Origin of the sequence: Phaeobacter sp. JH20_26 (assembly GCF_048056275.1) — a bacterium.
GTDB lineage: Bacteria > Pseudomonadota > Alphaproteobacteria > Rhodobacterales > Rhodobacteraceae > Phaeobacter > Phaeobacter bryozoorum.
Genome location: NZ_JAYMWL010000004.1, coordinates 1 through 15,069 on the forward strand (window position 1 = coordinate 1; position 15,069 = coordinate 15,069).

8 protein-coding genes are annotated in these 15,069 nt (G+C 64.5%); 6 read left to right on the forward strand and 2 right to left on the reverse strand.

Annotated features, from left to right (window positions below; all coding sequences use genetic code 11):
* Positions 1–167: 167 nt before the first annotated feature.
* Together VWY60_RS01455 and VWY60_RS01460 are read left to right on the forward strand one after the other, a co-directional pair.
* Positions 168–6,353 carry a DUF4347 domain-containing protein gene (locus VWY60_RS01455; RefSeq protein WP_416539675.1) on the forward strand — a complete coding sequence of 2,062 codons (6,186 nt, stop codon included), beginning with the start codon at positions 168–170 and terminating at the stop codon, positions 6,351–6,353.
* A 336-nt stretch (positions 6,354–6,689) separates the two neighbouring features.
* Positions 6,690–7,814 (forward strand): Gfo/Idh/MocA family protein, encoded by a 1,125-nt coding sequence (locus VWY60_RS01460; protein ID WP_416539676.1) that lies wholly within the window; start codon positions 6,690–6,692, stop codon positions 7,812–7,814.
* A 138-nt stretch (positions 7,815–7,952) separates the two neighbouring features.
* On the opposite strand, the gene VWY60_RS01465 is transcribed toward VWY60_RS01460, so the two are convergent.
* The gene (locus VWY60_RS01465; protein WP_416539677.1) at positions 7,953–8,357 is read right to left on the reverse strand and encodes a c-type cytochrome; all 405 of its coding nucleotides are present in this window, start codon (positions 8,355–8,357) and stop codon (positions 7,953–7,955) included.
* A gap of 172 nt (positions 8,358–8,529) precedes the next feature.
* Here VWY60_RS01465 and VWY60_RS01470 point away from each other — a divergent pair, with 172 nt between their 5' ends.
* The 4 genes from VWY60_RS01470 (at position 8,530) to VWY60_RS01485 (ending at position 14,264) form a co-directional block, all read left to right on the forward strand.
* Positions 8,530–9,525, forward strand: a complete 996-nt coding sequence (locus VWY60_RS01470; RefSeq protein ID WP_416539678.1) for an HlyD family secretion protein — start codon at positions 8,530–8,532, stop codon at positions 9,523–9,525.
* Positions 9,522–12,212: a ribosome-associated ATPase/putative transporter RbbA gene (gene rbbA, locus VWY60_RS01475; protein ID WP_416539679.1), complete on the forward strand. Its 2,691-nt coding sequence runs from the start codon at positions 9,522–9,524 to the stop codon at positions 12,210–12,212. The genes VWY60_RS01470 and rbbA overlap by 4 nt, the downstream gene beginning before the upstream one ends.
* Positions 12,213–13,337, forward strand: a complete 1,125-nt coding sequence (locus VWY60_RS01480; RefSeq protein ID WP_340547799.1) for an ABC transporter permease — start codon at positions 12,213–12,215, stop codon at positions 13,335–13,337.
* Positions 13,338–13,457: 120 nt separating this feature from the next.
* Positions 13,458–14,264 (forward strand): formate/nitrite transporter family protein, encoded by an 807-nt coding sequence (locus VWY60_RS01485; protein WP_416539680.1) that lies wholly within the window; start codon positions 13,458–13,460, stop codon positions 14,262–14,264.
* Positions 14,265–14,318: 54 nt separating this feature from the next.
* On the opposite strand, the gene VWY60_RS01490 is transcribed toward VWY60_RS01485, so the two are convergent.
* Complete coding sequence (locus VWY60_RS01490; protein ID WP_416539721.1) at positions 14,319–15,032, reverse strand: VIT1/CCC1 transporter family protein; 714 nt, start codon at positions 15,030–15,032, stop codon at positions 14,319–14,321.
* Positions 15,033–15,069 lie beyond the last annotated feature (37 nt).

Sequence of the window (15,069 nt, forward strand, 5' to 3'; positions counted from 1 at the left end):
AAAAAAAGTCATCGCCCCCCACGATTGGCATATTGGATGCAAGAAATCTTTAATAAGCCCGCCACATAATTTGGCCATTACCGATTGATTAACCTCGATATCCTATAGGTTGAGCAAGACGACTGATCATACCTTTGGATTGTAAGCTTTAATCTCAGAGCGCTCAGATGATTGATACCCAGTATTTCGTTTTTGATTCCGCCGTCGACCACTGTCAGACCCTGCATCTCGATCTGCCGGATGACGCAACCGTCATCTATCTGACCCGCAACGGGTCCGGCCTGCGTCAGATCGCAGAGGCCCTCAGCGCAGTGCGCGGTCTGTCGGCGCTGCATATCATGTCCCACGGCGAAGACGGCGCGCTGTTAATCGGTGACGAAACCGTGACCGAGGCCACGCTCGCCCGGTACCCTGAGGTGATGGAGGTCCTGCGCCGGGCGCTGCATCCCGGTGGTGATATCCTGCTTTATGGCTGCGAGGTGGCGGCAACTGCCAAAGGCGAAGCCTTCGTTGCTGCCCTGGCCGAGGCGACCGGCGCGAATGTTGCCGCATCGCGGACATTGACCGGCGCTGCCGAGCTGGGCGGCGACTGGGATCTGGAGATGCAGATCGGCGCGATCTCAACCCCGATCGGGATTTCGGCAGTGGCGCAGGCGGCCTATCCGGCAGTTCTGTCCACTGTATTGAACTACGGCAACTATACAAATGGCGGCAACAACAAGGACGCCTGGGCCGATGGCAGCGACGGGATCGCGGATTTCCCCGGGCTGACGCTGACGCTTGATTTTGGTGACGGCAGCGAGGGTTCAAGCACCTTCACCAATCTGAACATGCGCGGCGCGCAAAACCTGGCGGTGGGCGCTGTCGAGGGCGGGACCATCGGCGCAATGGACGGTGCCTTCTACAACGATGACAGCAACGGATTTCAGCTGGCCGGTGATGGCGATTTCAGTTTCGAGGGGTTTCGGGTGCTCGGCCGGGCGCAGAGCATCACCTCACAGACTTTCACCATCCGTGGCTTTGACAGCAGCGGGACAGAAATCGTCTCAGATACGCTGACCTGGGCTGCGGCCGGTTCCAATGCACTGGTGTCATACAGCATCGGCAGCGGCGACTGGGACGCGGATGCAGCCTGGGGATCGGTGCGACGCATTGCGGTCGATTACACCAATGAACCCAGTTTCCAGGAATTCGCGGTCCTGACCATGACCGTCGACACGGCCGTGGTTTCAGCCAATAACGCCCCGCTGCTGGGCGGGACACCGCCAGATGACACTGCGACAGAGGATGTTGCGACGGCGATTGACCTGTCGGCCTACAATATATCTGACGCCGACGGCGATACCATAACCCTGACCCTGGCCGTGGATCGCGGCACCATCGCCACGACCGATGGCAACGGAACAACCGCCGGTGTGACCGTGGCAAATTCCGGCACCGGGTCGATGACGTTGCAGGGGTCGGCCGCTGATCTCAATACCTATCTGAACGACACGTCAAAACTTCGCTACACCACCGCCAGCAATGACACCACTACTGCGGTTCTGACCGTCACCCCCAACGACGGCACCACAAATGGCAGCGCCGATACGGTCAGTATCACCATTTCGGCGGTGAATGACGCGCCGGTGCTCGACGCCGCGGCGTCGCCCATGCTCAGCACCATTGCCGAGGACGCAGGCGATGACGATGGCTCCTCCGCTGATGGCGACGACGACGCCAGCAACAACGCCAATAACACAGGTGACAGCGTTGCCAGCATCGTGTCCGATGGCAGCGTGACCGATGTCGATGGCAGCCCGGTCGAAGCGATTGCGGTGACTGCGGTCGATAACACCAACGGGATCTGGCAATATTCCCTCGACAACGGAACCAGCTGGACGAATTTCACCGCCACCACCGGCACATCGGTCGATCTAACAAGCGCTGCGCGCCTGCTGGACGGGTCGCTGGCGGGCGCGGCTACCCATCTGATCCGCTTTGTGCCAAATGCGGATTATTCCGGCACCGCCACCATCACCATCCGCGCCTGGGATCGCTCCACCGGCTCTGCCGGCGGCGTCGCGGACGCCAGCGTGACCGGCGGTACAAGCGCGTTTTCAGCCATCAGCGACACCGCCAGTATTACTGTCACCAGCGTCAACGACGCCCCGGTCTTTGCCGGTCTGGATGCTACGCCGACCTTTGTCGAAGGCGGCAGCGCCGTTGTTCTGGACAGCACCGCCACCATTGCCGACACCGAACTGGCCAACCTGAATGGCGGCAATGGCGATTTCGGCGGTGCCTCGCTGACCATCGCCCGCAACGGCGGCACCGATCTCGAGGATGATTTCGGCTTTGATGTGACCGGGGCTCTGTTCACGGTCAGCGGCAATATGCTGCAAAGCGGCGGGCAGAGCTTTGCGACATTTGCCGAGGTGGGCGGTACGCTGACGATCAGTTTCACCTCCCTCGCCACCCCGGCGACAACCGCTCTGGTGAACGACGTGTTGCAGCGGGTGACCTACAGCAACACCAGCAATGACCCGGATGCCTCGGTCCAGTTGGACTGGACCTTCTCGGACGGCAATGTGGGCAGCCAGGGCAGCGGCGGGATCGCCTCCGCTACCGGCTCGGTCACGGTGAGCAATACCGGCGTCAACGACGAACCAACGCTGACTGCTACCGGCGGCAACCCAACCCATGTTGAGGGCGGCGCGGCGGTTGACCTGTTCAACAGCGTTACCTCCGGCACGGTTGAAACCGGACAGACGATCACGGGCCTGACCCTGACCATCACCAATATCGCCGACGGCGCGGATGAAATACTGGTGTTTGACGGCACCGACGTGGCCCTGACAAATGGCACCGCTCTTGTCAGTGCCGCCAACTCCCTGTCGGTGAGCGTCTCCGTAACCGGCAGCACCGCCACCATCACCGCCACCGGGGGCACCCTCAGCCCTGCGGCGCTTCAAACACTCGTAGATGGTATAACCTACCGGAATACATCAGATAATCCCACAACAACCGCCAATCGCGTGGTCACCGTGACCGAACTTGTCGATAGCGGCGGCACGGCAAACAACGGCGATGACACCGCCGCCCTGGCCGTGACAAGCACGGTCACGGTGACCGCCGTCAACGACGCTCCCGTGCTGGCAAATCTGACGGGGGATCAGGGCGTCCTGACACCTGGCGCATCTGCGCTGATCGATGCTGGCGCCGACGCCACTCTCGCCAATGCAGATTCGCCCGATTACAGCGGCGGCGTCCTGCGGATTGTCGACAAGGACAGCAACAACACCGCAAGCGGCAGCTTCTCCGTCGACGGCACAACGGTGACATCGGGCGGTGACGGGGGCATTGCGGCCAATGAAACCATTCAGATTGGTGGCGTGACCATTGGCACCGTCGATGCAACCGAGGACGGGCAGGGCGGCAACACGCTTGCAATCAACCTCACCGCCAATGCGGACGATGCCCGAATCCAGACATTGATCCGCAATCTCGCCTGGGGCGCCTCGGCCGGGACCGGTGCGCAGACCTTCACCCTCAGCCTGGATGACAACGACGGCACGGCCAATGGCGGCGCGCAGTCCACCTCGGTCGATTTTTCGATGATCCTTGGCAACAAACCCGTGGTTGCCAATCTGGCCGGCGATACCGTCGCCTTTGTCGAGAACCTCGGCGCGGTGGCGCTGGATACCGGCGGCAATGTCACGATCAGCGATGCCGATAATAATCTCGGCAGCGGCACACTGAGCCTTGCCTTCCAAAGCGGACAGACCGCCAATGATCGCCTGCTGATCGACACCAGCGGTTCCGTCACACTGTCTGCCGGGCAGACAGCGGCCTCCTCCGTCAGCGTGGGCGGCGTGGTGATCGGCACCTTGGCCAACGGTGCGACCGGTGGCGCCAATGAAACCCTAGGCATCAATTTCAACGCCAATGCGACCCCCTCCCGGGTGCAGACGCTGGTCGGCGCGCTCTCCTACGACAACAGCAGCGATGACCCGGCGACCCATGACCGGACGCTGGGTCTCACCATCACCGACGGCACCAGCATCAGCTCCGACACTGCGACGCTGACCGTGACCGTCGCGGCCACGGATGATGCGCCGACGCTGGTCGCAACCGGCAGCAATCCGAATTTTGTGGAAGGCGACCCGGCAGCGGATCTGTTCAACACTGTCAGCGCCGACACCGTCGAGGCGGGGCAGACGCTGACCACTCTCAGCCTGACGGTCACAAATATCGCCGACGGCGCGGCGGAGGTGCTGACGATCGACGGCAGTGTCTTGGCGCTGACGGATGCCAACACGCTGACCACCGCGAGCAACGGCCTGACTGCGACGGTATCCGTCTTGGGCAATACCGCAACCGTCACCCTGACCGGCGGCACGCTGAGCGCCGCCGCGGCCGAGACGCTGGTTGACACCATCACCTATCGCAACACATCCGAAACCCCGACAGGGGGCAGCCGTGTTGTCACCATCACCGGCCTGACCGACAGCGGCAGTGCAACCGGCAGCAACGCCAACAGCGCCCCGCTGACGCTGTCGTCGTCGGTAAACGTGCTGCCTGTGAACGATGCCCCGGTGATCGGCAATGCCCACTACCATGCGACGAGCCAGGTTGTTGTCGGAACCGGCGCCCAGAGCCTTGGCGGTTTGTCCGCGGTGACGGTGTCCAACCTCGATTCCAGCGATTACAACGGCGGCCAGCTGACAATTTCGCAGAATTCAGGCACCACAAATGGCAATTGGGGCGTTGACGGCACGATTGTCACTGCCGGAGGCGATGCCAGCCTTTCCGCAGGAGAGACTGTTCTGGTCAACGGCGTGACCATTGGCACGGTGGATATCACCAATGACGGGCAGGGCGGTTCGGATCTGACCATCAACTTCAGCACCGCCGATGCGACCAACGCGGCGATCCAGACCCTGATCCGGTCTATCACCTATGAGGCCCCGTCCACGGTCGGCGCGCGGGATTTCACCCTGACGCTGAATGATGCCGATGGCACTGCCAACGGTGGCGATCAGGATAGCAGCGTCAACTTCCTCCTGAATGCGACCGGCACCCCTCCGGTGATCGGCAATCTCGACGGCGACAGTTTCACTTTTACCGAGGGTGACAGCGCCACAGCTCTTGATGTGGCGGGGGACCTGACTGTCAGCGACGCGGATAGCGCCAATTTTGATACCGGCACGCTGACCGTCTCCTTCGAGAGCGGGATGCAGGCCGAAGATCGGCTCCTCATCGATGTCAGCGGCACCGTGTCGCTCTCTGCCGGTCAGGCCAACGGCTCGGTGGTCTCCGTCGGCGGTGTGCCGGTCGGAACCATCGTGGCAACCGGCACCGGCGGCGCGGGCGAAGATCTGGTCATCACACTCACCTCGGGTGCAACACCCGCGACGATCCAGACCCTGCTGCGGGCCCTTCAATATGACAATGCCGCAGCCGGCGCGCCAACCGACGGCAACCGTCAGATCGGCGTGCAGATTGCTGGCGGTACCGACAATGCCTTGTCAGATATGGCCGTAGTCACGATCAACGTTAACCCGGCGCCAGCGCCGGGAGGCGGATCAACAGGCGGCAGGCCGCTGGATATGTCGGCTGGCGACGACGATGACTCCATCGGCGGCACCAACTTCAATGACACCATCAACGGCGGCGGCGGCAATGATCGCATCACCGGCAACCGGGGCGAGGACCTTCTGAGCGGCGGCAGCGGTGTGGACACGCTGCGCGGAGGCGACGGGGACGACCAGCTCTTCCTAGGGTCCGGGAACGACCGGGGGGTCGCCGGCGACGGCAATGACCGTTTGAACGGCGGCAGCGGCAATGACTTCATGCACGGTGGCACGGGTGAGGATACGCTGCGGGGGGGCGTTGGAGACGATACTGTTTATGGCGGCCTCGGGAACGACACGATCGGAACGGGACGTGGCGATGATATCGTCTTTGCTGGCGGCGGCGCCGACCGCGTGAACGGCGGGGGCGGCAACGACCAGATCGCAATGGGCTCCCAGGACGACCGCGCCTTTGGCGGCAGCGGCAATGACAGCCTTGCTGGCGGCGAGGGTCGGGACACGCTGAACGGCGGTATGGGCGACGATATGCTGCGCGGCGGTGCGGGCAGTGACGTCTTCATCTTTGTCGGCGGTCGCGGCAATGATCGTATCGCCGATTTCGACGCGCAGGAGGACCAGTTGACCCTGCGCGAATTTGGTTTCACCAGCCGGGACCAGGCGCTGTCTTTCGGGGCGCAATCGGGGGATGATTTCGTCTTTACCTTTGCAGATGGCAGCACCCTGACCCTGATAGATGTCACGCGGGCCGAACTGGAGACCGCCGACCTCCTGTTCTGAGCAACCGGACCGCCCTGCCGCCGCCAGACCGGCGGACCACCGCATCAGGCGGCGCCGCTTCGGCCGTCAGCGGCGCCTGCCGCTTTCGCGCTCCGTGCTACAGGGCCGTGCTAGAGGCCGGTTGATTTTACGGGAGTATTTCCCAAACGGTGGCAATAGGGCTATGACAGCTGGGCAGCGCTCGTATCGGAGTGCTGGCTGAAATTGCCGACAGTAGCGGGTTGCCAAAAGGCGCACCCGTTATCACGCGCCATCTGATCGAGGGCACCGACACGGCCTTTGAGCTTGTGCTGACGGCGAACGCGACAGGAAGACAATTCGGGAGATGCTGGGACTATGACGACGGATCGCAGGACGCGCCTCAGACTGGGGATGGTCGGGGGCGGGCAGGGTGCCTTTATCGGTGCGGTGCACCGGATTGCTGCCCGGATGGACGACCGGTTTGAGCTGGTTGCCGGCGCGCTATCATCAGACCCGGAACGCGCGATGGCCAGCGCCGCAGAGCTGGGGATCGCCGCGGATCGCAGCTACGCCAGCTATGACGAGATGGCCCGCGCCGAGGCCGGGCGCGACGATGGCATCGATGCGGTTGCCATTGTGACACCCAACCATCTGCACGCAGGCCCCAGCATCGCCTTTCTCAACGCGGGCATTCATGTGATCTGCGACAAACCGCTGGCCGCCAGCGCAGCCGAGGCCGAGGCGATCAGACAGGCGGCGGAGGCCAGCAGCGCCCGGTTTTTTCTGACCCATAATTATACCGGCTATCCGCTGCTGCGACAGGCCCGCGCCATGATCGCGCGCGGCGATCTTGGTCGGATCCGGCTGGTGCAGGCGGAATATGCCCAGGACTGGCTGACCGATCCGATTGAACAGGACGGCCACAAACAGGCCGCCTGGCGCACCGATCCCTCACAGTCCGGCGCAGGCGCCATTGGCGATATCGGCACCCATGCCTTTAACATTGCCTGCTTTGTCAGCGGTCTGACCCCGGAGGCGCTCTCGGCAGAGCTGCACAGCTTCGGGCCGGGACGCCGGGTCGATGACAACGCCCATATCCTGCTGCGCTACGACGGCGGCGCGCGTGGCATGATCTGGGCCAGCCAGATCGCCGTTGGCTGCGAAAACAGCCTGCGCCTGCGGATCTTCGGCGATAAGGGTGGTCTTGAATGGGGGCATGAGGACCCCAATCAGATGAGTTTCACCCGTTTTGGAGAACCAAAGCAGATCCTGACCCGTGGCGGGGCCGGCATCGGACCCGACTGGACCCGCGTTCCGCCCGGTCATCCAGAGGGGTATCTGGAAGGGTTTGCAACGCTTTACACCGATATTGCCGAGGTGATAGAAAGCCGCACCGACAATCCGATGCTGCCGGGTCTTCAGGCAGGGCTGGATGGGATGTGGTTCATCTCCGCAGCTCAGGCGTCCTCCGCCGACGGCGGCTCCTGGGTCGCCCGGTAATCCCAATCAGCGCGCCATCAATGCAATGCCCCCCGGCAGCGAACTTGCCGAGGCGGGGCGTTGCGCCTCCTGAGCCGCAGCATCAAAGCATATAATCTGTGTTATGTTGAAATTGGACGCTGCCCGTCAGTCGGCTGCTCAGCGCTTGTCCTGCACCGTTTGCAGATAGGCAATCAGACTGCTGAGCGACCGGGACACCATCATCGGCTGGCCGCTGGGCAGCGCAAGGGCGACATATTTGTCCTCGTCCAGCGTCGGGCCGAACATCGGCATATCGCCATGGGCGGCAATCGGTTGCCGTCCGTCGATCTGCCTGGCCACGGCTTCAACCGGAAAATCGCCGCCGTTTCGCGTCGCCAGCTGGGTCAGATCCGGCGGGCGCAGCGCCATCATCTCGGCCATGGGGCCAAGGCTGGCAGCATCCTTTCCGTGGCACTCCGCACAGAAATACAGAAACAAGTCCCTACCCTCATCGCTGTCGGCCTCCTGTGCCCAGACCGGTCCTGCCGCAATCGCCAGTATCACTGCGAGCCGCATCAGCATGGCTGTTCTCCTTTGTGTCAAACCTGCCGCGGCGCATGTCCCGGGTCTGTCCGGTGGCCGCCGTCCGATCATAGCAGCATTCCCGCGCCGCCGGATTGACCCAGCGCAAGGTGGCCGATGCCCAGATCATCTAGGCTCCGCAAAGGACGCAACGGGATCGGGGTGCTGTGCCATGACCAGAACAACGGGTGTTTTTCTGACTGCCGCCGCCGCGCTGCTGCTGGCGGCTGCGGCGTATCTGTTTGTTTCGGAAAACGGCGCAGAGCTGCCGGAGGGTTTCGTGCAGGGCAATGGCCGGATCGAGGCCGAACAGGTGGAGATTGCCCCGGCAAGGGCGGGTCGGGTGGCCAAGGTACTGACGGCTGAGGGCAGTCTGGTTGCGGCGGGCGATGTGCTGGTGGTGATGGACACCGATGAGCTGGCGGCGACGCATGACCGGGCCCGCGCCGAAGTCGCGCTGGCGCGCCAGACCAGGGCCGAGGCAGAGGCGCTGGTGGTGCAACGCCAGAGCGAGCACCGCCGCGCCGAGCATGAGCTGGAGCGCGCCACCGCGCTCTTGGCCGGGCGCAATATCTCCGAAACCCTCCATGAGGAGCGCGACACCATCCATTCGGTGGCCGAGGCGGTGCTGGGCGCGGCAGAGGCGCGGGTCGCCACCGCCGAGGCCGGGATCGCGGCGGCAGAGGCCGAGGTCCGCCGGATCGCCGCCCAGATCGAGGACAGCACGCTGATCGCGCCGATGCCGGGCCGGGTGCTTTACCGGCTGGCGGAACCGGGCGAGGTGGTTGGCGCCGGCGGGCCGATCCTGACGCTTCTCAGTCTGGAAAACATCTATATGGAGGTGTTCCTGCCCGCCCGCGAGGCCGGGCTTCTGCCGATCGGAGCCGAGACCCGCATCGTGCTGGACGCTCTGCCCGATTACGCCATTCCCGCCACTGTCACCTTTGTCTCGCCAGAGGCGCAGTTCACCCCAAAACAGGTAGAGACCCTCAGCGAGCGGGAGCAGCTGGTGTTCCGCGTCCGCGTCCGCATCCCGCAGGATCTGGTGGCGGCGCGGATCGAACATGTGAAAACCGGTCTGCGCGGCGTCGCGGTGATCCGGCTCGACCCCGCGATGGAATGGCCCGAAGCGCTGGACCGGCGCATCCCGGCTGAGCTGTTCGAATGATCTCCGCCGCAGGCACCCCCGGCATCCGCATCGCCAAGGTCTCTCATCGCTACCGCAGGCATATCGCGCTGGATGACATCACCTTGGATCTGCCGCCCGGTCAGCTGGTGGGCTTCATCGGGCCGGATGGCGTCGGCAAATCCACCCTTCTGGGCCTGATCACCGGTGCCAAGAAATTGCAGGCCGGGTCGATAGACGTGCTGGGCGGCCCGATCGCTAACGCCGCCCACCGGCGCCGCATCTGCTCGGCCATTGCCTTCATGCCGCAGGGGCTGGGTCGCAATCTGTACCCCGAACTCTCCGTGCGCGAAAACCTCGAATTTTTCTCACGCCTGTTCGGGCAGCGGGCGGCAGAGCGGGAGGCGCGGATTGCATCGCTGCTGTCTGCCACCGGGCTCGCACCCTTTGCAGACCGGCTGATGGGCAAGCTGTCGGGCGGTATGAAGCAGAAGCTGGGCCTCTGCTGCGCCCTGATCCATGACCCGAAACTCTTGGTGCTCGATGAACCGACCACCGGCGTTGATCCCTTGTCGCGCCGCCAGTTCTGGGCGCTGATCGGTGCCATCCGGGACACCAGCCCCGGCCTCACCGTGCTGGTGTCCACCGCCTATATGGAGGAGGCGCAGAGCTTTGACTGGATTGTCGCCATGGATGCAGGCCGCGTGCTGTTCCAGGGCTCGCCGGATAAGCTGAAGGGCCGGACCGGTGATCTGGAAACCGCCTACCGCCAGCTGCGGGCAAAGGGCAGCCCGCCGCCGGTTCCACACCCAACACCAGCAGCACATAGCGGCGAGCCGGTGATTACCGCGCGCGGTCTCACCCGCCGCTTTGGCGATTTCGTGGCGGTGGACAGCGTCGATTTCAGCATAAGGCGCGGTGAGATCTTCGGCTTTCTCGGCTCCAACGGTTGCGGCAAGTCGACCACCATGAAGATGCTGACCGGCCTCCTGCCCATCAGCTCCGGCGCGGCGCAGCTGTTCGGCAGGCCGGTGGATGCCAGGAACCGCGCCATGCGCCGCGAGATCGGCTATATGAGCCAGGCGTTTTCGCTCTACGGCGAACTGACCGTCGAGCAGAACCTGCAACTTCACGCCCGCATTTTTGCGATTGCGGACCGCGCGGCCCGGATTGCGGAGCTGACGCAGCGCTTCGGCCTTGCGGCGCATCGTTCCTCCCTTGCTGCCGCCCTGCCGCTGGGCATCAAGCAGCGCCTGTCGCTGGCGGTTGCGGTGATCCACCGCCCACGCGTGCTGATCCTGGACGAGCCGACCTCCGGCGTCGATCCGGAAGCGCGCGACATGTTCTGGGCATTGCTGGTCGAGCTGTCGCGCAACGAGGGCGTGACGATCTTCGTCTCCACCCATTTCATGGGCGAGGCGGAACGCTGCGACCGGGTATCCTTCATGCACGCGGGCAAGGTTCTGGCCGAAGGCACCCCCGAAGACCTGATGGCCGCCGAGGCGGCCGACAGCCTGGAGGAGGCGTTCATCTCCATCCTCAAGGCCGCTGATCCGCCGCCCCCGGTCTCCGCTCCGCAAACAGCGGTTCAGACAACGGGCAGCGCCGCAGGCGGCCCCACCCGCGCGCTGGCCTATGCCCGGCGCGAAACGGTTGAGGTGCTGCGCGACCCGGTGCGCCTCGCCTTTGCCTTCCTTGGCTCGCTGATCCTGATGCTGGTGTTCTGCTTCGGCATTTCGCTCGACATAGATGAGCTGGACTATGCCGCGCTCGACCTGTCGCAAAGCCCCGAAAGCCGCGCCTATCTGGCGGAGATTTCCGGCTCCCGCTACTTCCGCCCCACCCCGCCGCTGTCCAGCGCTGCCGAGGGCCGCAGTCGGCTGGCCTCGGGCGAGGTCTCGCTGGTGATCGAACTGCCGCCTGACTTTGGCCGCAAGCTGCGCACAAATGAGCCGACAGAGGTGCTCGCCATCGTCGATGGCGCCATCCCCTTCAAGGGCGAAACGGTGGAGGGCTACGCCGCCGGGCTGCATCAGTCCTTCCTCAGTGCACAGGCCGCCGCCAGCGGCACCCGCCAGCCCGAAATCGCCCGGATAGAGCCGCGATTCCGCTACAACCAGAGCTTTGAGAGCATCGCCGCAATGGCCCCGGCCATGCCCGCGATCCTGCTGATCATGCTGCCCGCCGTGCTGATGGCGGTCAGCGTCGCGCGGGAAAAGGAACTGGGCTCGATCACCAATTTCTACGTCACCCCGACCACCCGGTTTGAGTTCCTGATCGGCAAGCAGATCCCCTATATCGTGATTGCCTATCTGAACTTCCTGCTGCTGACGGCAATGACCATCGCGGTCTTCGGGGTGCCGCTCAAGGGCGATCCGCTGCCCTTGGCCCTTGGCGCGCTGCTCTATGTCTGGGCTGCGACTTCCTACGGGCTGCTGATCGCCACCATGACCTCCAGCCAGGTGGCAGCCACTTTTGCAACCACCATCGCCTCGGTGGTGCCGACGATCCAGTTCTCCGGCCTGTTGCAGCCGGTCTCGACGCTGGAGGGCGGCGCCCAGGTCATCGGCTCACTATGGCCGTCGTCCTATTTCCTGCACCTGAACGTCGGCGCCTTCACCAAGGGGCTGGGCTGGGAGGCGCTGCTGCCCGACATTCTGGCACTCGCCTGCTTCGGTCCGGTGTTCACCCTGCTGGCCGCGCTGGCGCTCAGGGCGCAGGAGAAGTAGATGCAGCGCCTGTCCCGCATAGTTTGGCTCGGCCTCAAGGAGATGATGAGCCTGCGCCGCGACTGGGTGATGATGGCGCTTCTGGTCTGGTCCTTCACCCTGTCGCCGGTGATGGAGGCAACGGGCGTGGCAACCTCGGTCAACAACGCCTCGATCGCCTTTGCGGATGAGGACAACTCGCCCCTGTCGCGCACCCTGGCGGAGGCGTTCTTTCCGCCCGAATTCCAGCCGGTGGTGCAGATCGAACCCGGCACCGGCGCCGCCCGGATGGATGCGGGCGATTTTCTGTTTGTGGTGGCGGTGCCGCCCGGCTTTGAGAAGGACCTGCGCGCCGCCCGGGTGCCGGAAATCCAGGTGCTGATCGACGCCACCGCGATGGAACAGGCGGGCATTGGCGTCCATTACATCACCAGTATTCTCAGCGCCGAGATCCGCCGCTTTGCCATCGGCGCCGATCTGGCCCAGCCGCAGCCCCTTGGCATCATCATCCGCAGCGCCTTCAACCCCAATCGCGACACCATGCGCTTTGCCGGCATCAACGCGCTGATCGGCCAGATCATGTGGCTGACCACGATCCTGACCGGCGCGGCAATGATCCGCGAACGCGAGCACGGCACCATTGAGCACCTGCTGGCGATGCCGCTGTCGCCCTTTGACATCGCGGTGGCGAAGATCTGGGCCAACGCCGCCGTGGTACTGGTTGCGGGGGCGCTGTCGCTGGGTTTTGTGATGCAGGGGGTGCTGGGCATCACCATTGCCGGGTCAAAGATTCTCTTCCTCTGCGGCACGGCGCTGTTTTTGTTCACCGCCACCGCGCTGGGGGTGTTTCTGGCCACGGTCGCGCGTTCGATGGCGCAGTTTGCGCTCTTGGTGATGCTCACGATCCTGCCGATGCTGATGCTGTCGGGCGGCGAAACCCCGGTGGAAAGCCAGCCGGACTGGTTGCAGGCCATCACCACCCTGCTGCCCTCGCGCCATTACATGGCCGCGAGCCAGGCCATCGTGTTCAAGGGCGCAGGGGTTGAAACCGTCTGGCCGGAGTTCCTGTGGATGGCGCTGCTGGGCGCCGCGCTGCTGGCCACCAGCCTGCTGCTGTTCCGCCGCTCGGTGGCGCAGGACCGTTAGCGCGCCCGGTTGCCTGCCCGTTGTGGCACCTTGATCGGGATCATGGCAGCGGCCAGCGGGAATGATCTACTGGTGCGGCCGCTGCCCCGCCCATGCCCCCATAACTGCCGGAGCCGACAGATGACCAAAACGCCCACTTTTGACGCCTATAAACCCGCCGAAATCGCCGCATTGGTGGAAACCGCCGGCACCGCCAAGGCGCGGCTGCCGCTGCCCCAGATGTTCGTGCTGGCGATGCTGGCGGGCGCCTTTATCGGATTTGGGGCGGCGGCCTATACGATGACCCTCGCAGGTGCGGCCCCTGTGACCGGACCGCTCCGCGTGCTGGGTGGCGCGGTGTTCTCGCTTGGGCTGATCCTTGTGGTGATTGCCGGGGCGGAGCTGTTCACCGGCAACGTGCTGATGGTGATCGCCGCGGTGGACCGCAGGATCCCGCTGCGCCTGCTGTTGCGCAGCTGGGGCGTGGTCTATCTCGGCAATCTGGCGGGCGCGGCCGGGCTCGCGGCCGCCTTTGCCGTGACCGGGCTGCTGGATGGTGCGATGGGCACAACCGCCGTCGGCATCGCCGAGGCGAAGGCCGGGCTGACCCCGCTTGAGGCCCTTATGCGCGGCGCGCTGTGCAATGCGCTGGTCTGCCTAGCCGTCTGGCTGTCCTTTGCCGCCCGCACCGCTGCGGGCAAGGTTCTGGCCATCCTCTGGCCGATCACCGCCTTTGTGCTGCTGGGGCTCGAACACTCCATCGCCAATATGTATTTCTTCCCGCAAGGCTGGGCCGCAGGGGCCAATGTCCCGCTTGTCGCAGCGGCCGCCAACCTGCTTTGGGTCACGCTGGGCAATATCGTGGGCGGCGCGGGCGGCGTCGCTCTGGCCTATTGGTTCGCCTTCCTCGGGGGCACCACGCAGAAGCCACCCGTGCAAAGCCGCTGAAGCCTCAGCACCCTGAAAGCCATAGCGCGCGCGCCGCCGCCCCGTTGCTGCGGGTCAGACCCGGAACAGGCTGCCTGCCAGATAGGCGACAGCAGCGGCGCAGGAACCGATTGCCAATGTCTCCAGCCCGGATTTCCACCAGGGCGCCAGCGACCAGACGCTCTTGCTGGCGCCAATGCCGAAAAACACCGCCCCGGTGGCCAGCGCGGCGGTCAGGAACGGATCGGGCAGCCCAAGAATGAACGGCAGAAGCGGCACGATGCCCGCCGCCATGAACGCCGCAAAAGTCGTCAGCGCCGCCGCCACCGGGTTGGGTTCTGTCGGCGCCAGCCCATATTCGCTGGTCAGCATCAGCGCGATCCATTTCTCCGGCTTGGCGGTCACCGATGCCACCGCGCCCTCCAGCACGTCGCCGCTCAGCCCCAGCTCCTGAAAGATCTGGCGCAGCTCCTCGCGCTCGCCCTCCGGGTACTGGCGGATATGACGCTTTTCCACCTCGTAGAGACGCCGCCGGTCGTCCAGATCCGCCTTGGTCCCCAGATAATTGGCCGCAGCCATGGAAAACCCGTCCGCCAGCACATTGGCAATGCCAAGGGCGATGATCACCGCAGGGGAAAACCCCGCGCCCTCGACCCCCGCAGCAATCGCAAAGGTGGTGACCGCGCCGTCAATGCCACCATAAACCGCATCCCTGAGCCGCCCGGTGCCATTGCTGCCCGCCAGCCGCCGCGCGATGTCGTCCTTGCTGTGACCGTGATCCTTCTCCATGCCCGCAGGATGCCCCGGAGTGGCCCCCGCCGCCTTG